This is a genomic window from Pseudomonas sp. HS6 (assembly GCF_023375815.1).
Lineage (GTDB): Bacteria > Pseudomonadota > Gammaproteobacteria > Pseudomonadales > Pseudomonadaceae > Aquipseudomonas.
This window is the reverse complement of record NZ_CP067412.1, coordinates 4,341,956-4,363,989: the sequence shown is the minus strand read 5'-3', so window position 1 is coordinate 4,363,989 and position 22,034 is coordinate 4,341,956. Positions and strand designations below refer to the sequence as shown.

Sequence of the window (22,034 nt, the reverse complement as noted above, 5' to 3'; positions counted from 1 at the left end):
GGGTTTCGCATGGGTTATGGCCTCGTTACCGACGACCGCTCACGCGAAGAGGGGCGGCACTATACCGATCAGTGCGGCGCCCGTCTGCACGGTTGTGGTGCAAGCGACGAAACGAGGCTTTGAAACACCCGACGTTACCGGCGTCGGGCTTTTGCGGGATTTCTCCCACAGAAGACGATTGTCCTTTCAAATAGTTAAAAAAAAGGGCTTGGGGAATGATCCCCAAGCCCTCAAAAGGTGAGAGGTGTCTAGTCCCTCGACCTGGTGAGCGGTGCTACAAGTAACGCGTCGGATCAGCCTTTCAGAGGCACCAGACGCGGAGCAATCATGTTTTCCGGGCGCAGGATGTCGGCGAGCATGGCTTCGTCGAGCAGACCTTCTTCGCGCACCAGTTCCAGCACGCCGCGGCCGCTTTCAAGAGCGATGCGGGCGATGCGGGTGGCGTTTTTGTAGCCGATGTACGGGTTCAGTGCGGTGACCAGACCGATCGAGTGCTCGACCAGTTCACGGCAGCGCGCTTCGTTGGCGGTGATGCCGACGATGCAGTGCTCGCGCAACATGTCCATGGCGCGTTGCAGCAGGCGGATCGAGTCGAGGATCTTGAAGGCGATCAGCGGCTCCATCACGTTCAGTTGCAGTTGGCCGCCTTCGGCTGCCATGGTCAGCGCCAGGTCGTTACCGATGACCTGGAATGCCACCTGGTTCACGGCTTCCGGAATCACCGGGTTGACCTTGCCTGGCATGATCGAGCTGCCTGGCTGGCGCGCCGGCAGGTTGATTTCGTTGATGCCGGTGCGTGGGCCGCTGGACAGCAGGCGCAGGTCGTTGCAGATCTTCGACAGCTTGACCGCGGTGCGCTTGAGCATGCCGGAGAACAGCACGAAGGCGCCCATGTCGGAAGTGGCTTCGATCAGGTCGGCGGCTGGAACCAGCGGTTGACCGCTGATCAGCGCCAGACGCTGTACGGCCAGGGCCTGGTAGCGCGGGTCGGCGTTGATGCCGGTACCGATCGCGGTACCGCCCAGGTTCACTTCAGTCAGCAGTTCCGGGGCCAGCGTCTTCAGACGGGCCAGGTCTTCGCCCATGGTGGTGGCGAAAGCGCGGAACTCTTGACCCAGGGTCATCGGCACGGCGTCTTGCAGCTGGGTACGGCCCATCTTCAGGACGTGGTTGAATTCTTGCCCCTTGGCCGCGAATGCCTGAATCAGGCTGTCGAGGCTGGCGAGCAGCGCGTCGTGACCCAGCAGCAGACCCAGGCGGATCGCAGTCGGGTAGGCGTCGTTGGTCGACTGCGCCATGTTCACGTCGTCGTTCGGGTGCAGATACTGGTATTCGCCTTTCTGGTGACCCATCGCTTCCAGAGCAATGTTGGCGATCACTTCGTTGGCGTTCATGTTGGTGGAGGTACCGGCGCCACCTTGAATCATGTCAACCACGAACTCTTCGTGGAAATCACCGCGGATCAGACGTGCACAGGCTTCGCTGATGGCAGCGTGCTTGGCTTCGCTCAGGTGACCCAGCTCACGGTTGGCGTCAGCGGCGGCCTGTTTGACCATCGCCAGACCGACAACCAGCTTCGGGTAGTGCGAAATCGGAACGCCCGAGAGGCGGAAGTTGTTCACCGCTCGCAGGGTCTGGATGCCGTAATACGCTTGAGCAGGGACTTCGAGGGCGCCAAGCAGGTCGTTTTCTGTGCGGAATGATGCAGCGGAGGACATGATAGAAATCATCTCGATATGGACCCGGTCTGTGCCGGAACGCTGCGAATGCTAGGCTTGTGGGAAAATTTGGGCCAATGCTGTTAAGCGCTGCCCTATGCACATTCGGCATAATGCCCGTGTGACGCCGCGTGCGCGGCAGACGTGTGACCTGTTTTGGTGCGTGTCCGGGAGGACGTGATGAATCTGGAAAGCAAATGGCTCGAGGACTTCAGTGCTCTGGCCGCCACCCGCAGCTTCTCGCAGGCGGCCGAACGGCGCTTCGTGACGCAGCCTGCCTTCAGCCGGCGGATCCGCAGCCTGGAAGCGGCGCTCGGGCTGACGCTGGTCAACCGCTCGCGCACGCCGGTCGAACTGACGGCGGCGGGGCAACTGTTTCTGGTGACCGCGCGCACCGTGGTCGAACAGCTCGGCGAAGTGCTGCGCCACCTCCATCATCTGGAGGGCGGGCAGGGTGAGGTGATTCAGGTGGCGGCGGCGCACTCGCTGGCGCTCGGCTTCTTCCCGCGCTGGATCGCGCAACTGCGCAACGAAGGCCTGAACATCGCCACGCGACTGGTGGCGACCAACGTCGGCGACGCGGTGCACGCGCTGCGTGAAGGTGGTTGCGATCTGATGCTGGCGTTCTACGACCCGGACGCGGCGATGCAGATGGATCCGGAAATTTTCCCGTCGCTGCACCTGGGCCAGACCGAAATGCTCCCGGTGTGCGCGGCGGATGCCAATGGCAAACCGTTGTTTGATCTCGAAGGCGAGGCCAGCGTGCCGCTGCTGGCCTACAGCGCCGGAGCGTTTCTCGGGCGTTCGGTGAACGGGCTGCTGCGCCAGCGTCAGCTACGTTTCACCACAATCTATGAAACCGCCATGGCCGACAGCCTTAAAAGCATGGCCCTCGAAGGCCTCGGCATTGCCTGGGTGCCGCAACTGAGCGTGCGCAACGAACTGGCCCGTGGCGAACTGGTGGTCTGCGGCGGCCCGCAATGGCACGTGCCGCTGGAAATTCGCCTGTACCGCTGCGCGCTGGTGCGCAAGGCCAACGTGCGATTGTTGTGGCGCAAGCTTGAAGGGGGGGCCGCACAATCTTCCTGAATGCGCTGGCGCTGACCTTTGAGTCAATAAAACCGGGGCTTTGGCTCATTTGACAGATGGTCGTATCGGGGGCTGTTTATTGCTTTCTTTGCGGTATACTGCGCGGCCTTCGGCCGGTTCGTCCGGCCATTTTTCCTACAACAAGCCACGCATCCTGCGTGGCTTGTTGTTTTTGACGCGCCTGCGGGCGCCCAGAGAGAAGAGGCGCGACGATGAGTGCACTGGTTGGCGTGATCATGGGCTCCAAGTCCGATTGGTCCACCCTTAGCCACACCGCCGATATGCTGGAAAAGCTCGGCATCCCGTACGAGGTCAAGGTGGTTTCCGCCCACCGCACCCCGGATCTGCTGTTCCAGTACGCCGAAGAGGCTGAAGGCCGCGGCATCGAGGTGATCATCGCCGGTGCCGGTGGCGCGGCCCACCTGCCAGGCATGTGTGCGGCCAAGACCCACCTGCCGGTGCTGGGCGTACCGGTGCAGTCGGCGATGCTCTCGGGCGTCGATTCGCTGCTGTCGATCGTGCAGATGCCGGCCGGCATCCCGGTTGCCACCCTGGCCATCGGCAAGGCGGGCGCGATCAACGCCGCTCTGCTGTCGGCAAGCATCCTGGGCGCCAAGCATCCACAATTTCACGCGGTACTGAAGACCTTCCGTGCCGAGCAGACAGACAGCGTCCTGGACAATCCAGACCCACGTATTGCCTGAGGTTGTTGAGATGAAGATCGGTGTAATCGGTGGCGGCCAGTTGGGTCGCATGTTGGCCCTGGCGGGCACCCCGCTGGGCATGAACTTCGCTTTCCTCGACCCTGCGCCGGACGCTTGCGCCGCTGCGCTGGGTGAACACCTGCGGGCCGATTACGGCGATCAGGATCACCTGCGTCAACTGGCCGATGAAGTCGATCTGGTGACCTTCGAGTTCGAAAGCGTCCCGGCTGAAACCGTGGCGTTCCTTTCGCAATTCGTGCCGGTCTACCCGAGCGCCGAAGCCCTGCGTATTGCTCGCGACCGCTGGTTCGAAAAGAGCATGTTCAAGGACCTGGGGATCCCGACCCCGGCGTTCGCCGACATCCAGTCGCAAGCCGACCTGGACGCCGCCGTCGCGTCGATCGGTCTGCCAGCCGTGCTGAAGACCCGCACCCTGGGCTACGACGGCAAGGGCCAGAAAGTCCTGCGCAAGCCGGAAGACGTGGTCGGAACATTCGCCGAGCTGGGCAGCGTTGCTTGCCTGCTGGAAGGCTTCGTGCCATTTACCGGCGAAGTGTCGCTGATCGCCGTGCGCGCTCGTGATGGCGAGACCAAGTTCTATCCGCTGGTGCACAACACCCACGACAGCGGCATCCTCAAGCTGTCGATTGCCAGCACCGATCACCCGTTGCAGGCCCTGGCCGAAGACTACTCCAGCCGCGTCCTCAAGCAGCTGGACTACGTTGGCGTGATGGCGTTCGAGTTCTTTGAAGTCGACGGTGGCCTCAAAGCCAACGAAATCGCCCCGCGCGTGCACAACTCAGGGCACTGGACCACCGAAGGCGCCGAGTGCAGTCAGTTCGAAAACCACCTGCGGGCCGTAGCCGGTCTGCCGCTGGGTTCGACCGCCAAGGTCGGCGAGAGCGCGATGCTCAACTTCATCGGTGTTGTTCCGCCGGTTGAAAAAGTCATCGCCATCGACGATTGCCACCTGCATCACTACGGCAAGGCGTTCAAGGCCGGACGCAAGGTCGGTCACGCCAACCTGCGCTGCAAGGACAAGGCGACCCTTGAGCAGCAGATCCTCAAGGTCGAAGCGCTGATCGCCGAGTAACGACAGTTTCATCAGGCAGCGGCGGAACCATTAAGGGGCCGCCGTTCTCTCATGGCAGGATGCCAAAGTCTGACTAGGCTTTGGCATATCTACTATTCAGAGGGAAATGCCATGGGAATTATCGGAACCATCTTTATCGGCCTCATCGTCGGCCTGCTGGCGCGGTTCCTGAAACCGGGCGATGACAGCATGGGCTGGATCATGACCATCCTGCTGGGTATCGGCGGTTCGCTGGCAGCCACTTACGGCGGCCAGGCCCTGGGCATCTATCAGGCGGGGCAGGGCGCAGGCTTCATCGGTGCGCTGGTGGGCGCCATCATCCTGCTGGTGATCTACGGTCTGATCAAAAAGAACTGATCCAAAGCGACAAAGCCCTCTCTGCCAAACCTGTGGAGAGGGCTAGAATGCTCGGCGATTTACTGTTTTCTCCATCCTACGAGCATCTTCATGCGCCGTCTTCTGTTGACTCTCCTTTTGCTGGGCAGCGGTCTGGCCCACGCCGGCGAACTGCCGGAAACCGACTGGCTGGAACTGATGCCCAAGTCGGATCAGAAAGCCCTCGAGGCCATGCCTGAGATCGACCACAACTCCCCGGAAGCCACCGGCACCTTCACCGAGAAGGGCGGGATGAAACAGGCCAAGGGCCTGCCGGCGGTGATGTATTCGACCAAGACTGTGGCGTCGATGAACGACAAACACATCCGCATCGGTGGTTATCCGGTGCCGCTGGAGTCCGATGCCAAGGGCCGCAGCACGCTGTTCTTCCTGGTGCCGTACCCGGGCGCGTGCATCCACGTGCCGCCACCGCCGCCGAATCAACTGGTGCTGGTGCGTTATCCAAAAGGCTTGAAGCTGGATGACATCTACACGCCGCTGTGGGTGACCGGCACGCTGAAAGTTGAAAAGGTCAGCAACGACCTGGCCGATGCGGCGTATGCGCTGGAAGCGGACAAGGTGCGGGTGGTGCAGGAAAAGGATCTGTAATCCCGAGCAGCAAAAAAATCGCAGCCCCAGGGCTGCGATTTTGTTTTCAGAGTGGCTGGCTGCCGACGCTGACACCCATGGTGTGGTTGGCATCTGGTGCCAGGGTCACCACATCGTCCATCACATTCGCCGTCTCGATGCACAGCATGCGCTGCCAGCCATCGTTGTCCATATCGCTGAACGCGGCGGCGCGGTCGATCCACGGGTTCCAGATCACCGCTGTGCGTGAACCGGTAGCGGTCAGCACGATGCGTCGCTCCCAGGCTGGGTCGACGATGCTCAGTTGCGGCGGAGCATCGAGGTAGATGCGGTCGGTTTCCCCTGCGAAGCGCAGGTCGCCTTGCTGGGTGTGAGTCTTCCAGTTATCCAGCGTCTCGATGTAATCCAGGCCATCCACGCCTTCGACCCGCACGTTGCGCACATCGCTGACGGCGAAATAGCTGTGCAACGCCTGGCTGATGCTGACGGTGTCGGCGCCACGGTTGTGGCTGGTCAGGCTGATGTGCAGTTGATCGTCGAGGCGCAGGGTCAGGGTCAGATCGACCTGATGCGGCCAACCCGGGAAACCACCTTCCGGGTAGGGCAGCTTGAACTCCACTTTCAGGCTTTCGCCCTCGATTTCGATACCGCCCAGTTCCCAATCCATCGCCCGGACAAACCCGTGAGCGGCGGCCGGCTCTTTGCTGACGCGCATCGCCTGCACGCTCTGCGGGTTACGGGCAAAGACGCCGAACCACGGCCAGCACACCGGCACGCCGGCGCGGATGCTCTTGCCGGTCTTGAACACGGCCTTGTCGTTCAGCCAGATCAGCGGCGGCTGGCCGTCCACCTGATAACTGAGGATATGCGCGCCTTGCTGGGCGACCAGCACTTCGGCCTGACCGTGGCGGATGCGCCAGCAGTTCAGTTCATCCAGTTTCACGGCTTCAACGTTGGGCGTGTTCATGGGACAACTCTCGAATCAGCAACTTGGGACGACTATCGACCTGCAAACGGCCGCGAGGTTTAACGTGCGCGTGGTGGAACGGAGCGAGTGCGACCACTGCCATCGATGGCAACGAACACGAACACCGCTTCGGTCACTTTACGCCACTCGCTGGACAGCGGATCGTCGCTCCATACTTCGACCATCATCTGGATCGAGCTGCGGCCGATTTCCAGAGTCTGGGTGTAAAAGGACAATTGCGCGCCGACAGCCACCGGCACCAGAAACGCCATGCGATCGATGGCAACGGTCGCGACACGGCCACCGGCGACGCGGCTGGCCATCGCAGTGCCGGCCAGGTCCATCTGCGCCACCAGCCAGCCGCCGAAAATATCGCCGAAGCCGTTGGTTTCGCGGGGAAGCGCGGTGATTTGCAGGGCCAGGTCGCCTTGCGGGATCGGATCTTCTTGTTCGAGCTCTATCATGCCGGGGGTGCCTCTGACCCGTGACTCTTCGTTGGTGCTGCTGGTGGTAGCCGTCTTCGGGAAAAACGATTCAGCACCGAACATACTACGTTCGTCACGTTTTCCATCAGGCGCCTAAGGAGAAACTCTGCGAAACCGGCTAATCCCGAGCAAAGGTCGGGCCAACGACGTTTTCGCACAGCAACCCCTTACAAGCAGGAGCAGGATTGCGAGTATATCGGTCGGTAGACTCCGCGACGACCGTCCGGTTCTCATTTCGACCGTCAAATACGCGCCTCTATGTGCTTTTTCGAACAATTTGCTATGGTGCCGAACCTGCCCGAGCCACAGCCAGCGTTGTTGTGGCGGCAGATCCGACTATAAGAGAAGACCTTGCCATGACCACAGCGCCCTCGAGCCTCGCGCAGCCCGACCAACCCGCACGACCGTTGACCCGCAATGACTACAAGACTCTGTCGCTATCGGCCCTGGGGGGCGCGCTGGAGTTTTACGATTTCATCATCTTCGTGTTCTTTGCCACCGTGGTCGGCAAGTTGTTCTTCCCGGCCGACATGCCCGAGTGGCTGCGCCTGATGCAGACCTTCGGCATCTTCGCCGCCGGTTACCTTGCGCGGCCGCTGGGCGGGATCGTTATGGCGCACTTCGGCGACCTGCTGGGGCGCAAGAAGATGTTCACCCTGAGCATCTTCATGATGGCGGTGCCGACCCTGATCATGGGCCTGCTACCGACCTACGCACAGATCGGCATGTGGGCGCCGATCCTGCTGCTGCTGATGCGCGTCATCCAGGGTGCGGCGATTGGCGGCGAAGTGCCGGGGGCGTGGGTCTTCGTTTCCGAACACGTGCCTGGAAAGCACATCGGTTACGCCTGCGGGACCCTGACCAGCGGCCTGACCGCTGGCATCCTGCTGGGTTCGCTGGTCGCCACTGCGATCAACAGCATCTATACGCCAGTGGAAGTCGCGGATTACGCCTGGCGGATTCCATTCCTGCTCGGCGGCGTGTTCGGCCTGTTCTCGGTCTACCTGCGCCGCTGGCTGCACGAAACCCCGGTGTTCGCCGAACTGCAACAGCGCAAGGCCTTGGCCGAAGAAGTGCCATTGCGCGCGGTACTGCGTGACCATCGCGGCGCGATCGCCATCTCGATGCTGCTGACCTGGCTGCTGTCCGCCGGCATCGTCGTGGTGATCCTGATGACCCCGACTGTGCTGCAGACGGTCTATCACTTCTCGCCGACCACCGCGCTGCAATCCAACAGCCTGGCGATCGTGTTCCTGAGCCTGGGCTGCATCATTTCCGGCGCGCTGGCGGATCGCTTTGGTGCCGGCCGCGTGTTTGTGTTCGGTTGCCTGGGGCTGCTGATCAGCTCCTGGACCTTCTATCACAGCCTCGCCGATCACCCGAACTGGCTGTTCCCGCTGTATGCGCTGACCGGTTTCTTGGTCGGCACCATCGGCGCGGTGCCGTACGTGATGGTCAAGGCGTTCCCGCCGGTGGTGCGCTTCAGCGGCCTGTCCTTCTCTTATAACGTCGCTTACGCAATCTTCGGTGGCCTGACCCCGATGGTGGTCAGCTTGCTGCTTAAAGAAAGCGCGATGGGCCCCGCCTATTACGTGGCGGTGCTGTGCGGGATGGGGATCCTGGTCGGCGCGTGGCTGTGGAGCAAGGGCCGCTAAATCACACGGGTGAATCACCCTCACACGTTCGGTTACAACTGAAAGGCCAGCCTTCCGACAGGGGATGCTGGCCTTTCATCCAATTGTCATATTTCAGCCATAGAGTGTTCACACGGCCTGCTGATACTTGGCCCCGACTTAACACCCCCTATCTGCTAGGAGTAAGGCATGAAACTGAAGCGTTTGATGGCGGCAATGACTTTTGTCGCTGCTGGCGTTGCGACCGCCAACGCGTTCGCCGCTGTTGACCCGTCGATCCCGAGCTACACCAAGACCACTGGTGTGTCGGGCAACTTGTCCAGCGTCGGCTCCGATACTCTGGCCAACCTCATGACCTTGTGGGCCGAGAACTACAAAAAAGAATACCCGAACGTAAACATCCAGATTCAGGCCGCTGGCTCCGCCACCGCGCCACCTGCGCTGACTGAAGGCACCTCCAACCTGGGCCCGATGAGCCGCAAGATGAAGGACACCGAACTGGCGGCCTTCGAACAGAAATACGGCTACAAGCCAACCGCTATCCCGGTTGCCGTGGACGCCCTGGCTGTATTCGTGCACAAGGACAACCCGATCCAGCACCTGACCATGGAACAGGTTGACGCGATCTTCTCGTCCACCCGTCTGTGCGGCGCCAAAGCCGACGTGAAAACCTGGGGCGACCTGGGCGTGACCGGCGACCTGGCCAACAAGCCGGTTCAACTGTTCGGTCGCAACTCGGTATCCGGCACCTACGGCTACTTCAAGGAAGAAGCCCTGTGCAAAGGCGACTACAAGCCTAACGTCAACGAACAACCAGGCTCGGCTTCGGTCGTGCAGTCGATCAGCTCCTCGCTGAACGGCATCGGTTACTCGGGCATCGGCTACAAGACCGCCAGCGTGAAAACCGTTGCTCTGTCGAAGAAAGGCAGCACTGACTTCATCGAAGACACCGAAGAAAACGCCCTGAACGGCAAGTACCCGCTGTCCCGTTTCCTGTACGTGTACGTCAACAAAGCCCCGAACAAGCCTCTGGCCCCGCTGGAAGCCGAGTTCGTGAAACTGGTTCTGTCGAAACAGGGCCAGGAAGTGGTAGTGAAAGACGGCTACATCCCACTGCCAGCCAAGGTTGCTGCAAAAGCACTGGCTGACCTGGGTCTGCAGGAAGGCGGCGCTGAAGTCGCAAAGAAGTAACAAACTGAGTCAGGGGTGAACCCCGCCTGACTCACGTGTGGGGCCCGGCCCGCAAGCGGCCCGGCTCCCACACTCCCCGAATTCTTTTATCCACTGCCAGTGCCCAGCTGGCGGCGGATTTGGTGCGTCACTGCATTGTCATCTTTCTGTCATACAGGATCGCTAGGGTGTGCGCATGAATGATCTGGCCAATTCCAAAATGACTACGAACCCTCCCAAGCGCATTGACTTCAATACGCCTGAGTTGCAACGCAAGCGCCGCATTCGCGCGCTCAAGGATCGCTTCACCCGCTGGTACGTCCTCGTCGGCGGTCTGGCGGTGCTGGCAGCCATCACCCTGATCTTCTTCTTCCTCGCCTACGTCGTCGCGCCGCTGTTCAAAGGTGCTGACCTGACTGCGAAGGATGCAATCACCCCGGCCTGGATGCAGGACGCCGGCAAGCCGCTGATGATTTCGCTCGAAGAGCAGAATCAGGTGGCCATGCGCGTTTCCGACAAGGGCCAGGCGTTGTTCTTCGACATCGACAGTGGCGCTGAATTGAAGCGCGTCGATCTGCCGGTTCCGGCAGGCACCAGTGTGACCTCCATCGGCGAAGACCAGCCAGGTCATCCGCTGGTGGCCGTGGGCCTGTCCAACGGTCAGGCGCTGGTGTTCCGTCATACCTATAAAGTCAGCTATCCGGATGGCAAGAAAACCATCACCCCGGCGGTCGAGTTCCCGTACGGCGAGGCGCCGATTGCGCTGAACGAGAGCGGCGGAGCGCTGGAGCACGTCAGCCTCAACGCCACCGACACGACCCTGATGCTGGTCGGTTCCACCGGTTCGCAACTCAATGTGTTGTCGCTGACCAGCGAAGAAAACATGATGACCGGCGAAGTCACTAACGAGCAGAAGCGTATCGATCTGCCGCAGATGACTGAACCGGTGAAAAACATCTTCGTCGACCCGCGTCAGCAATGGCTCTACGTGATCAACGGCCGTGCCCAGGCCGACGTATTCAGCCTGCGCGACAAGAGTCTCAACGGTCGCTACAAACTGCTGGAAAACGGCGAAGCCGAAGTCACCGCATCCACCCAACTGGTGGGCGGTATCTCGCTGATCGTCGGTGACTCCACCGGTGGCCTGGCTCAGTGGTTCATGGCCCGTGACACCGATGGCGAGCTGCGCCTGAAGCAGATCCGTACCTTCCAGATGGGCAAGACGCCGATCGTTGAAATCACCGCGGAAGAACGTCGCAAGGGCTTCCTGGCCCTGGATGCCAGCGGCAAACTCGGCGTGTTCCACAGCACCGCGCATCGCACCTTGCTGGTCGATCAGGTGGTAGAAGGCCAGGGTCTGTTCGGTCTGTCGCCACGCGCCAACCGTGTGATCGTCGAGGCCGGCGGCAAGCTGCAACCGCTGCTGCTCGACAACCCGCACCCGGAAGTCTCGTGGAGCGCGCTGTGGAGCAAGGTCTGGTACGAGAACTACGACGAGCCTAAATACGTCTGGCAATCGACCGCCGCCAACACCGATTTCGAACCGAAACTGAGCCTGTCGCCACTGACCTTCGGCACCCTGAAAGCCGCGTTCTACGCGATGCTGCTGGCCGCGCCACTGGCCGTTGCCGCTGCGATCTACACCGCGTATTTCATGGCCCCGGGCATGCGCCGCAAGGTCAAACCGGTGATCGAGCTGATGGAGGCGATGCCGACGGTGATCCTCGGCTTCTTCGCCGGCCTGTTCCTCGCACCGTATGTGGAAGGGCATCTGCCGGGCATCTTCAGCCTGCTGATGCTGCTGCCGATCGGCATCCTGGTCGCCGGTTTCACTTTCAGTCGCCTGCCTGAATCGATCCGCCTGAAAGTCCCGGACGGTTGGGAAAGTGCACTGCTGATCCCGGTGATCCTGTTCGTGGGCTGGCTGTCGCTGTACATGAGCCCGTTCATGGAGAACTGGTTCTTCGGCGGTGACATGCGCATGTGGATCTCCCACGACCTGGGCATCACCTACGACCAGCGCAACGCACTGGTGGTCGGCCTGGCCATGGGCTTCGCGGTGATCCCGAACATCTACTCGATCGCCGAAGACGCCGTGTTCAGCGTGCCGCGCGGCCTGACCCTGGGCTCGCTGGCCCTCGGTGCCACGCCGTGGCAGACCATGACTCGCGTGGTGATCCTGACCGCCAGCCCGGGCATTTTCTCGGCGCTGATGATCGGCATGGGCCGTGCGGTCGGTGAAACCATGATCGTGCTGATGGCCACCGGCAATACCCCGGTCATGGAAATGAACCTGTTCGAAGGCCTGCGCACCCTGGCCGCCAACGTCGCGGTGGAAATGCCGGAGTCGGAAGTCGGCGGCAGCCACTACCGCGTGCTGTTCCTCTCGGCGCTGGTGCTGCTGTTGTTCACCTTCGTCATGAACACCCTCGCGGAACTGATTCGTCAGCGTCTGCGCAAGAAATACTCGTCGCTTTAAGAAAGGTAGAAGTCTGTGAAACAGAACTCCCTGAATGGATGGTTCAAGAGCGGCGCCCCGGGCGTCTGGATCAGCGGTGGCGCGGTGTCCATCGCGGTCATCATGACCATTGGCCTGCTGGCGGTGATTGCCGTGCGCGGTCTGGGTCACTTCTGGCCGGCGGATCTGGTGCATGCCAGCTACGACGTGCCGGGCCAGGCCAATCACCTGGTCATCGGCGAAGTGGTGCAGAAAGAAGAAGTGCCGCGCGCACGTCTGAAGAGCGCCGGTCTGCCGGTGCCTGACGTCGGCCCGGAATTCATGACTCGCGAGCTGATCAAGGTCGGCAACCGTGACCTGAACGGCAACGACTTCACCTGGATCGTTGGCGAGTGGCTGACCAACCAGACCACGCCGCCAGAGTTGATGGCGATCGAGCGTCGCGAGTGGGGCAACTTCTACGGCTACCTGGTCAACGTCAAACAGGACGGTAAGGTCATCGCCGAAGGCGAAGCCGCCTGGCCTGAGCTGCAAGCGCGGATCAACCGTGTGAACGGCCTCGCTGCACAGTTGAAGTCGCTGGAAAAAACCGATATCGGCGCGATCAACGCCGGTCTCGAGCGCATCCGTCTGCACGGTCGCAAACTGGAGCTGGAGGGCAAGCTCGACGCCACCGCGCAAGCGGACATGGACGCCGAGCGTGCCGAGCTGAACGCCCGCTATCAAGACGTTGAAGCTCGTCTGGCCGATCTGCACGCGCAGTTCAACCGTGACGCCTTGACCGCTCGCGATGCCAACGGCAAGGAAATCGAAATCGGTCTGGGCAAAGTGGTTCACGCCTACCAGCCGAACGCCATGAGCACCTTCACTAAGGTCGGTTTCTACTTCAGCAAGATCTGGGAGTTCCTGTCCGACGATCCGCGCGAAGCGAACACCGAAGGCGGGATCTTTCCGGCGATCTTCGGCACCGTGATGATGACCCTGATCATGGCGATGATCGTGACCCCGTTCGGCGTGCTGGCGGCGGTGTACCTGCGTGAATACGCCAAGCAGAACGCCCTGACCCGGATCATCCGGATCGCGGTGAACAACCTCGCGGGTGTTCCGGCGATCGTTTACGGCGTGTTCGGTCTGGGCTTCTTCGTCTACGTGCTGGGTGGTTCGGTTGACCGCTTGTTCTTCCCGGAAGCACTGCCGGCACCGACCTTCGGTACGCCGGGTCTGCTCTGGGCTTCGTTGACCCTGGCGCTGCTGGCGGTGCCGGTGGTGATCGTGGCGACCGAAGAAGGCCTGGCGCGGATTCCTCGCACCGTGCGTGAGGGCTCGCTGGCCCTCGGCGCGACCAAGGCTGAAACCCTGTGGAAGATCGTGATCCCGATGGCCAGCCCGGCCATGATGACCGGCATGATCCTCGCCGTGGCTCGCGCCGCCGGTGAAGTGGCGCCGCTGATGCTGGTGGGTGTGGTGAAACTGGCGCCGTCGCTGCCGGTGGATGGCAACTACCCGTACCTGCACCTGGACCAGAAGATCATGCACTTGGGCTTCCATATTTATGACGTCGGCTTCCAGAGCCCGAACGTCGAAGCCGCACGACCGCTGGTGTACGCCACCGCGTTGCTGCTGGTACTGGTGATTGCCGTGCTCAACCTGTCGGCAGTGTGGATTCGTAACCACCTGCGCGAGAAGTACAAGGCGCTGGACAGCTGATCGTCGTTACAAGAATTGAAGGGCTGCCGGCTTGACTCCCGGCAGCCAACCGAACCGAATTTGTTAGCACAGGGAGCCTCCCATGCAGCACGAAACACATACCCACGGCATCAACATGTCGGCCCTGGGCCGCGACAAGCAGAGCCTGAACCTCGAGCAGGAAACGGTGGCCATCGAAGTGCCGGGCCTGAGCCTGTTCTACGGCGAGAAACAAGCGCTGTACGACGTCAGCATGAACATCCCGAAACAGCGCGTGACCGCCTTCATCGGCCCGTCCGGCTGCGGCAAGTCCACGCTGCTGCGTACCTTCAACCGCATGAATGACCTGGTGGATGGCTGCCGCGTCGAAGGCGCGATCAACCTGTACGGCAACAACATCTACCGCAAGGGCGAAGACGTGGCCGAACTGCGTCGCCGGGTCGGCATGGTGTTCCAGAAGCCGAACCCGTTCCCGAAGACCATCTACGAAAACGTGGTCTACGGCCTGCGCATCCAGGGTATCAACAAGAAGCGCATCCTCGACGAAGCCGTCGAGTGGGCGTTGAAAGGCGCAGCCCTGTGGGACGAAGTGAAAGACCGTCTGCATGACTCGGCACTCGGCCTGTCAGGTGGTCAGCAACAGCGTCTGGTGATTGCCCGTACCATCGCCGTGGAGCCGGAAGTGCTGCTGCTCGACGAACCGTGCTCGGCCCTCGACCCGATCTCGACCCTGAAAGTCGAAGAGCTGATCTACGAGCTCAAGTCCAAGTTCACCATCGTCATCGTGACCCACAACATGCAGCAGGCGGCGCGGGTGTCCGACTACACGGCGTTCATGTACATGGGCAAACTGGTGGAATTCGGCGACACCGATACGCTGTTCACCAATCCGGCCAAGAAGCAGACCGAAGACTACATCACCGGTCGTTACGGCTGACAGTTGCGGGTTATTCACAGAATTGACGCTGCGGCCCGCCGCACCTTACCGGACGCTCCAAGGACGCCAACATGATTAGTAAAGAAGGCCTTACCCACCACATTTCCGCGCAGTTCAACGCCGAACTGGAAGAAGTGCGCAGCCACCTCCTGGCCATGGGCGGGCTGGTCGAGAAGCAGGTCAACGACGCGGTCACCGCGCTGATCGAGGCCGACTCAGGTCTGGCCCAGCAAGTGCGCGAGATCGACGACCAGATCAACCAGATGGAACGCAACATCGACGAAGAATGCCTGCGCATTCTGGCCCGTCGTCAGCCAGCGGCGTCCGACCTGCGTCTGATCATCAGCATTTCCAAGTCGGTGATCGACCTTGAGCGCATCGGCGACGAAGCGACCAAGATCGCCCGTCGTGCGATTCAGCTGTGCGAAGAAGGCGAAGCGCCGCGTGGTTACGTCGAAGTGCGTCACATCGGCGACCAGGTGCGCAACATGGTCCGCGATGCGCTGGACGCCTTTGCCCGTTTCGATGCCGATCTGGCGTTGTCGGTGGCGCAGTACGACAAGATCATCGACCGCGAATACAAGACCGCCCTGCGCGAGCTGGCGACCTACATGATGGAAGACCCACGCTCTATCTCGCGGGTCTTGAGCATTATCTGGGTGCTGCGTTCGCTGGAGCGGATCGGCGATCACGCGCGCAACATTTCGGAGCTGGTGATTTACCTGGTGCGCGGCACCGACGTGCGCCACATGGGCCTCAAGCGCATGAAGGAAGAAGTTGAAGGAACAAGTGGTGAAACCGCTAATGTTCCGGGCGATGCGGACGATAAGTAAGATTGCCTGAGAAAAGCGCCCGGCCCTTTGGCCGGGCGTTTTTGTTTCTGCTTCTGTGATGTGAAAGCGAATTAAAAAGCAGCACCCGCGAACGAAAAGTCCCGGCGTGACTGAAGAGTTTTGGCAATGTGCCATCAGCCAGCGTTATGCTTGCCGGGATTTTAATAGGGGTGTTGGATGAGCAAGATCAGTGTGTTGGTCGTGGACGATGCATCGTTCATTCGTGACCTGGTGAAAAAGTGCCTGCGTAATTACTTCCCGGGGATCCGCACCGAGGACGCCGTCAACGGTAAAAAGGCTCAGGCCATGCTGGCCAAGGAAGCGTTCGACCTGGTCCTGTGCGACTGGGAAATGCCGGAAATGTCCGGCCTCGAACTGCTGACCTGGTGCCGTGAGCAAGACAATCTCAAAACCATGCCGTTCGTCATGGTCACCAGCCGTGGCGACAAGGAAAACGTGGTCCAGGCGATTCAGGCCGGCGTTTCCGGCTACGTCAGCAAACCGTTCACCAACGAGCAACTGCTGACCAAGGTCAAGCAGGCCCTGAACAAGGTCGGCAAGCTCGACACCCTGATGAACAGCGCCCCGACCAAGATGAACTCGGCGTTCGGCAACGACTCCCTGAGCGCGTTGACGGGCGGCAAGGCCGCGGTCATCGGTTCCGCACCGGCAGCTGCGGCGGTGAATCCGTTTGCCAAGCCTGCTGCAGCGGCCCCGGCCCCGGCCGCCGCGCCACAGCGCGGTCTGCTCAACAGTCCGCCCGTGAAAGCCCCGGCAGCCTCCGCCGCTCCGGCCAGTGGTCGTGGCCAAGGCCAACTGCGCCTGCCAAGCGGTACCCAGCAATGTGTGATCAAGGCCCTGAGCATCAAGGAAGCGCTGCTGGTGGTAAAACGCACCGACACCCTGCCGCAGATCCTCGACAGCGCCGTGCTCGATCTGGAGCAGGGCGACAACGCCGAAATCGCCCGCCTCAACGGTTATCTGCACGCCATCGTGGCGCATGAGCAGAAAGCCGACAGCGACTGGCTGCAACTGACCTTCCGTTTCGTCGACCAGGACGCGCAGAAGCTCGACTACATTTCCCGCCTGATCGCCCGCGGCACGGCGCAGAAGCACTTCGTTCCAGGCGCGTAAGCGTCGCGGCCAAAAAGGTCGCAGCCTGGGGCAGCCCCGCAAAGGATGGTATTCCAATGCGGGAGCTGCTCTGGGCTGCGACCTTTTGTTTTGTGCTGTGCCAAATTTGAAACATCTGTCGACTAGCCTGGTCTGTCTCAGCTGCTAGGCTCATTCCCAGGCCTTACTCGACAGAACTTTTGCCCATGCCCCTGCGCCTGCTGTTTTTCTGTGGTCTGTTCATGGCCTCCACCTCGACTGTGGCCATGACGATCTACAAATCCACCGATGCCAACGGAGTGGTTTCGTACAGCGACCGTCCGAGCAAAGGCTCACAGGTGTTCGTGTTTCAGGACCGTATGGTCGAGAGGCTCGAGCGCCAGGTCTACCTCGACATCAAGAAGCAGAAGGGCACGGACGTGGTGTTCGTGCGCAACGACCTGTATGCGCCGGTCGAGGTTGCACTGGCGTTTACCGGGATGAGCAACGTGCGTGGCGCACCGACGGAAACGATCCGCCGGGTGCTGCCGGCGCGCAGCAACACGCGGCTGGCGTTGCTGACGGCGGTGTCCGGTGGCAAGCCGCTGGTGTACACCCCGATGTTCCAGTATTCCCTCGGCGACCCGGCTGGCGCCGCTCAGAGCTATCGCTATCCGTTTCCGTGGCGGGGCGGGCCGTTCCGTCTGAGTCAGGGCGCCAATGGCGACTACAGCCACTTCGGACCGAAGAACAAGTACGCGATGGACATCGCCATGCCCGTCGGCACGCCGATCATCGCGGCGCGGGCCGGCGTGGTGGTGAAGACCGAGAATTCGCAGAACGGGCGCGGCACCGATCCTTCCGGCAATTTCGTGCGGGTGCTGCACGACGACGGCACGATGGGCGTGTACCTGCACCTCAAGCAAGGGTCGGTGAGTGTACGGGAAGGTCAGCGCGTGGCGGTGGGCAGTCCGCTGGCGCTGTCCGGCAATACGGGCAATAGCAGCGGCCCGCATCTGCACTTCGTGGTGCAGCGCAATACAGGAGGGGGGCTGGTATCGATTCCGTATCAGTTCAACCAGCCGCTGGGGGCGTTGCCCAACTTTGCGTTGGGCAAGCGATAAACCCCGTCAGTCGAGCATCAGCACCTTGGCCAGAATGATCTTCGGGCCTTTCATCTTCTTGATGATGATCCGCAGACCTTCGACTTCCAGCACTTCTTCCTCTTCCGGCACCCGTTTCAGGGTTTCGTAGATCAGCCCGGCGAGGGTTTCGGCTTCGATGTGATCCAGATCGATACCCAGCAGGCGCTCGACTTTGAACAGCGGTGTATCGCCCCGTACCAGCAACTTGCCCGGCTGGTAGGCGAGGATGCCGCGCTCGGCCTTGCGGTGCTCGTCCTGGATGTCGCCGACCAGCACTTCCAGCACGTCTTCCATGGTCAGGTAGCCGATGATGTTGCCGTCGGCTTCTTCAACCACGGCGAAGTGCGAGCCGCCCTTGCGGAACTGCTCAAGCAGCTGCGACAGCGGCATGTGCCGCGACACGCGTTCCAGCGGGCGGGTCAGTTCGGCGAGGTTGAACGACTCGGGGATGTGATCCAGCGCCGCCAGTTCCAGCAGCAGATCCTTGATGTGCAGCAGGCCGACGAACTCCTGGCGCTCGCTGTCGTACACCGGATAACGGCTGAACTTGTGGCGACGGAACATCGCCAGGATTTCTTTCAACGGGGCGTTGAACTCGAGGGTGATCAGGTCTTCCCGGGAGTTGGCCCAGTCGACCACTTCCAGCTCGCCCATTTCCACCGCCGAGGCCAGCACGCGCATGCCTTGGTCGCTCGGGTCCTGGCCACGGCTGGAGTGCAGGATCAGTTTCAGTTCTTCGCGGCTGTAATGGTGCTCGTGATGCGGGCCGGGTTCACCTTGCCCCGCGATGCGCAGGATGGTGTTGGCGCTGGCGTTGAGCAGATAGATCGCCGGGTACATGGCCCAGTAGAACAGGTACAGCGGCACCGCCGTCCACAGCGACAGCAACTCGGGTTTGCGGATCGCCCAGGATTTGGGTGCGAGCTCGCCGACCACGATGTGCAGGTAGGAAATGATGAAGAACGCGGTGAAGAACGAGATGCCTTTGACGACTTCGGGCGACTGCACGCCGACCGCACTCAGCAGCGGCTCGAGAATGTGCGCGAACGCCGGCTCACCGACCCAGCCCAGGCCGAGGGAGGCGAGGGTGATACCGAGCTGGCACGCCGAGAGGTAAGCATCGAGCTGACTGTGCACGGTGCGCAGGATGTGCCCGCGCCAGCCGTTCTGATCGGCGATGGCTTCGACCCGGGTCGAGCGCAGTTTGACCATGGCGAATTCCGCCGCAACGAAGAAGCCGTTGAGCAAAACCAGGATCAGAGCGAAAAGAATCATGCCGAAATCGGCGAAAATTGTTGCGAGGGACAAGCCAGGGGAAGGGTCCATGATGGAGTTTTGCAGGTTCCGTGTGATTCGTAAGAGAGAAGAAATCGCGTCTGAAAGGCAGGCGCAAGTCAGCCAATGTAGCGGCTGACCCGGCGATTGCCTAGTCCGGCATTACTCAGCGGCGCTGATGACCCGTGCCTGGGCGACCTGCGCCGGGGCGAAATGGCAGGTGAACGTGCTGCCGTGACCGGGCACGCTGCTGATCTCCATTCGCGCGCGATGGCGCAGCAACACGTGTTTGACGATGGCCAGGCCCAGGCCCGTGCCGCCGGTGTTGGAGTTGCGGCTGGAGTCGACGCGGTAGAAGCGTTCGGTCAAGCGCGGCAGGTGTTTGCTGTCGATGCCGATCCCGGAATCCTGCACGCTGAGGTGTGCGCCCTGATCGTCGCCCCACCAGCGGATACGGATATTGCCTTCGGCCGGGGTGTACTTGACGGCGTTGAACACCAGATTGGAAAACGCGCTGCGCAGTTCCGCCTCACTGCCCTTGAGCAGGATGCTGGTATCGGCTTCCAGGGTGATGCGCTGATTCTTCGAGCCGGACAATTGCTGCGCGTCGCTCTTGATCGACTGCAACAGGGTGTCGATGTGCACGGGCTGGTTGTCCGACGGGTAATCGGTGGCTTCCAGTTTGGCCAGCAACAGCAAGTCGTTGAGCAAGGTTTGCATGCGGCCGCCCTGTTGCTGCATCTGCTGCAGGGCGCGGCTCCAGCGCGGGTTCACTTCCTCGACATTGTCGAGCAGGGTTTCCAGGTAGCCACAGATCACCGTCAGCGGGGTGCGCAGCTCGTGGGAGACGTTGGCGATGAAGTCTTTGCGCATCTGTTCCAGCTGATGGATGCGCGTGACGTCGCGCACCAGCATCAAGTGTTCGTTGTTGCCGTAGCGCGTGAGGTAGAGCTGGATGCGTACGCGGTCGTTGGTCGGCGACGGGATTTCCAGCGGCTCGGCGTAGCTTTCCTGCTCGAAGTATTCCTTGAAGCGCGGATGACGGACCAGGTTGGTCACCGGTTGGCCGCTGTCCTGTGGCGTTTTCAGGCCGAGCAAGGTTTCGGCGGCGCGGTTCCACCATTCAAGATTGCCGTCGCTGTCGAGCATGATCACCGCATCTTTCAGTGCGGCGGTAGACTCCTGAACGCGGTCGATCACCGCTTGCAGGCGTCCGCGGACCCGTTGGTCGCGGCGTTGCAGGTGGTAGATGCTGTCGAACACTTCACCCCACAGGCCGTAGCCGTCGGGCGGTGCTTCATCGGGTTGGTGCAGGCGCAGCCATTCGTGCAAACGCAGCAGTTGCTTGAGCGTCCAGGCCAGGTACAGGCCCAGTCCCGCCGCCAGGCTCCAGCCGTAGTAGCCGGTGATCAGGCCGATCACCAGGCAGCCGGTGACCAGCAACAGCATGTGGCGAATCAGGGTGCCATGCCAGTTTTGGTTCACGGAAAATGCGGTCCTTGTCTGCGGGGCGGGCGCTCGGCTCAGGCCTTGGTGGAGAACCGATAGCCAGTGCCGCGCACGGTTTGTACCAGATTTTCGTAGGCGTCGCCGAGGGCCTTACGCAGGCGTCGGATGTGCACGTCGACCGTGCGCTCCTCAACATAGACGTTGCCGCCCCAGACCTGGTCCAGCAACTGGCCACGGGTGTAGGCGCGTTCCTGGTGAGTCATGAAGAATTGCAGCAGACGGTATTCGGTCGGGCCCATCTCGGCAGGTTTGCCGTCGATGGTCACGCGGTGGCTGATCGGGTCGAGCAGCAGGCCGCCGACTTCGATCGGCGCTTCGCCATCGGTCGGACCGGCGCGACGCAGCACAGCCTTGAGGCGTGCTACCAGTTCGCGTGGGGAAAACGGTTTGGTGATGTAGTCGTCGGCGCCGACTTCCAGCCCCTGGATCTTGTTGTCCTCTTCGCCCTTGGCAGTGAGCATGATGATCGGGATGTCCCCGGTCAGCTCGTCACGCTTGAGGCGACGGGCCAGCTCGATGCCGGAGGTGCCGGGCAGCATCCAGTCGAGCAGGATCAGGTCCGGTTTGCGGTCAACGATAATGGCGTGCGCCTGCTGCGAGTTCTCTGCCTCGAGGCAGTCATAGCCGGCCATTTCCAACGCAACGGCGATCATTTCGCGAATGGGCGCTTCGTCGTCGACGATCAGAATGCTCCTGCCAACCATGCCTTAATCCTCTTGTCATTTAACTGTCTTGCGCCGCATTAGATAACGGAATTATTGCAGTCGTGTGACAGTATTTTAGTCCAGCGGCGATTGTGCGAATCCTGAACTAAGCTCTAAGTCCGAATCCTGACAACCACAAAAGAAGGTTTCCATGACTCAAATGACTGCTTCCTTCAAAGCGCTGCTGCTGGCCGCTGCCGTCACTCTGCCTGCCATGGCGTTCGCCGCCGACCCGGTAATGATGAAAGACGGCATGATGACCGATCACAAGGGTATGACTGTCTACACGTTCGACAAGGACATGGGCGGCAAATCGATGTGTAATGGTGAATGCGCCAAGATGTGGCCACCAATGATGGCTCCCGCAGGTGCCAAGGCCGAAGGCAAATTCACGCCGATCAAACGTGATGACGGCATGATGCAATGGTCTATGGACGGCAAGCCGCTGTATACATTTATGAAAGATGAAAAGCCTGGAGACATGAAGGGCGAAGGCTTCAAAGATATGTGGCACATGCCGAAGCACTGATCCACGTCGACTGATTTGAAACGTTAAAAGATCGCAGCCTGAT

At 61.1% G+C, this 22,034-nt stretch carries 20 protein-coding genes; 14 read left to right on the top strand and 6 right to left on the bottom strand.

Annotated features, from left to right (window positions below; all coding sequences use genetic code 11):
- Positions 1 to 293: 293 nt before the first annotated feature.
- Positions 294 to 1,718 (bottom strand): aspartate ammonia-lyase, encoded by a 1,425-nt coding sequence (gene aspA, locus JJN09_RS19750; RefSeq protein WP_096817152.1) that lies wholly within the window; start codon positions 1,716 to 1,718, stop codon positions 294 to 296.
- Between the two features lie 180 nt (positions 1,719 to 1,898).
- Here aspA and JJN09_RS19745 point away from each other — a divergent pair, with 180 nt between their 5' ends.
- The 5 genes from JJN09_RS19745 to JJN09_RS19725 all read left to right on the top strand — a co-directional run bounded on the left by JJN09_RS19745 (position 1,899) and on the right by JJN09_RS19725 (position 5,588).
- Entirely contained in the window at positions 1,899 to 2,807 is a 909-nt protein-coding gene (locus tag JJN09_RS19745; RefSeq protein WP_249483165.1) for a LysR substrate-binding domain-containing protein, read from the top strand.
- 212 nt (positions 2,808 to 3,019) lie between these two features.
- Complete coding sequence (gene purE, locus JJN09_RS19740) at positions 3,020 to 3,511, top strand: 5-(carboxyamino)imidazole ribonucleotide mutase (protein WP_007954291.1); 492 nt, start codon at positions 3,020 to 3,022, stop codon at positions 3,509 to 3,511.
- 10 nt (positions 3,512 to 3,521) lie between these two features.
- The gene (locus JJN09_RS19735) at positions 3,522 to 4,604 is read left to right on the top strand and encodes a 5-(carboxyamino)imidazole ribonucleotide synthase (RefSeq protein WP_096817156.1); all 1,083 of its coding nucleotides are present in this window, start codon (positions 3,522 to 3,524) and stop codon (positions 4,602 to 4,604) included.
- 111 nt (positions 4,605 to 4,715) lie between these two features.
- Complete coding sequence (locus JJN09_RS19730; RefSeq protein WP_085696742.1) at positions 4,716 to 4,961, top strand: GlsB/YeaQ/YmgE family stress response membrane protein; 246 nt, start codon at positions 4,716 to 4,718, stop codon at positions 4,959 to 4,961.
- 90 nt (positions 4,962 to 5,051) lie between these two features.
- Complete coding sequence (locus tag JJN09_RS19725) at positions 5,052 to 5,588, top strand: DUF3299 domain-containing protein (protein WP_249483163.1); 537 nt, start codon at positions 5,052 to 5,054, stop codon at positions 5,586 to 5,588.
- A 46-nt stretch (positions 5,589 to 5,634) separates the two neighbouring features.
- On the opposite strand, the gene JJN09_RS19720 is transcribed toward JJN09_RS19725, so the two are convergent.
- Together JJN09_RS19720 and JJN09_RS19715 are read right to left on the bottom strand one after the other, a co-directional pair.
- Complete coding sequence (locus JJN09_RS19720; protein ID WP_249483161.1) at positions 5,635 to 6,534, bottom strand: D-hexose-6-phosphate mutarotase; 900 nt, start codon at positions 6,532 to 6,534, stop codon at positions 5,635 to 5,637.
- Positions 6,535 to 6,593: 59 nt separating this feature from the next.
- Positions 6,594 to 6,998 (bottom strand): acyl-CoA thioesterase, encoded by a 405-nt coding sequence (locus JJN09_RS19715; protein WP_003229628.1) that lies wholly within the window; start codon positions 6,996 to 6,998, stop codon positions 6,594 to 6,596.
- Positions 6,999 to 7,375: 377 nt separating this feature from the next.
- On the opposite strand from JJN09_RS19715, the gene JJN09_RS19710 reads away from it, so the two are divergent.
- The 8 genes from JJN09_RS19710 to JJN09_RS19675 all read left to right on the top strand — a co-directional run bounded on the left by JJN09_RS19710 (position 7,376) and on the right by JJN09_RS19675 (position 17,953).
- Entirely contained in the window at positions 7,376 to 8,674 is a 1,299-nt protein-coding gene (locus JJN09_RS19710; protein ID WP_249483159.1) for an MFS transporter, read from the top strand.
- 168 nt (positions 8,675 to 8,842) lie between these two features.
- A complete protein-coding gene (locus JJN09_RS19705) occupies positions 8,843 to 9,844 on the top strand; it encodes a phosphate ABC transporter substrate-binding protein PstS (protein WP_065258236.1) in 1,002 nt (333 codons plus the stop codon).
- A gap of 424 nt (positions 9,845 to 10,268) precedes the next feature.
- The gene (locus JJN09_RS19700; protein WP_249490832.1) at positions 10,269 to 12,302 is read left to right on the top strand and encodes an ABC transporter permease subunit; all 2,034 of its coding nucleotides are present in this window, start codon (positions 10,269 to 10,271) and stop codon (positions 12,300 to 12,302) included.
- Between the two features lie 15 nt (positions 12,303 to 12,317).
- The gene (pstA, locus tag JJN09_RS19695; protein ID WP_249483157.1) at positions 12,318 to 13,988 is read left to right on the top strand and encodes a phosphate ABC transporter permease PstA; all 1,671 of its coding nucleotides are present in this window, start codon (positions 12,318 to 12,320) and stop codon (positions 13,986 to 13,988) included.
- Between the two features lie 82 nt (positions 13,989 to 14,070).
- On the top strand, positions 14,071 to 14,904 hold the full coding sequence (gene pstB, locus JJN09_RS19690; protein WP_065258233.1) for a phosphate ABC transporter ATP-binding protein PstB: 834 nt from the start codon (positions 14,071 to 14,073) through the stop codon (positions 14,902 to 14,904).
- A gap of 71 nt (positions 14,905 to 14,975) precedes the next feature.
- On the top strand, positions 14,976 to 15,737 hold the full coding sequence (gene phoU, locus JJN09_RS19685; RefSeq protein ID WP_007954334.1) for a phosphate signaling complex protein PhoU: 762 nt from the start codon (positions 14,976 to 14,978) through the stop codon (positions 15,735 to 15,737).
- Positions 15,738 to 15,914: 177 nt separating this feature from the next.
- Positions 15,915 to 16,871 (top strand): response regulator, encoded by a 957-nt coding sequence (locus JJN09_RS19680; RefSeq protein WP_249483155.1) that lies wholly within the window; start codon positions 15,915 to 15,917, stop codon positions 16,869 to 16,871.
- Positions 16,872 to 17,056: 185 nt separating this feature from the next.
- Positions 17,057 to 17,953: a M23 family metallopeptidase gene (locus JJN09_RS19675; protein WP_249483153.1), complete on the top strand. Its 897-nt coding sequence runs from the start codon at positions 17,057 to 17,059 to the stop codon at positions 17,951 to 17,953.
- A gap of 6 nt (positions 17,954 to 17,959) precedes the next feature.
- Here the strand turns inward: JJN09_RS19675 and JJN09_RS19670 are convergent, their stop codons facing one another.
- The 3 genes from JJN09_RS19670 to phoB form a co-directional block, all read right to left on the bottom strand.
- Positions 17,960 to 19,300 (bottom strand): hemolysin family protein, encoded by a 1,341-nt coding sequence (locus JJN09_RS19670; protein WP_249483152.1) that lies wholly within the window; start codon positions 19,298 to 19,300, stop codon positions 17,960 to 17,962.
- Between the two features lie 111 nt (positions 19,301 to 19,411).
- On the bottom strand, positions 19,412 to 20,698 hold the full coding sequence (phoR, locus tag JJN09_RS19665) for a phosphate regulon sensor histidine kinase PhoR (protein WP_218887987.1): 1,287 nt from the start codon (positions 20,696 to 20,698) through the stop codon (positions 19,412 to 19,414).
- A gap of 74 nt (positions 20,699 to 20,772) precedes the next feature.
- On the bottom strand, positions 20,773 to 21,462 hold the full coding sequence (gene phoB, locus JJN09_RS19660; RefSeq protein ID WP_007896474.1) for a phosphate regulon transcriptional regulator PhoB: 690 nt from the start codon (positions 21,460 to 21,462) through the stop codon (positions 20,773 to 20,775).
- A gap of 151 nt (positions 21,463 to 21,613) precedes the next feature.
- On the opposite strand from phoB, the gene JJN09_RS19655 reads away from it, so the two are divergent.
- Positions 21,614 to 21,991, top strand: a complete 378-nt coding sequence (locus JJN09_RS19655) for a hypothetical protein (protein WP_249483150.1) — start codon at positions 21,614 to 21,616, stop codon at positions 21,989 to 21,991.
- Positions 21,992 to 22,034 lie beyond the last annotated feature (43 nt).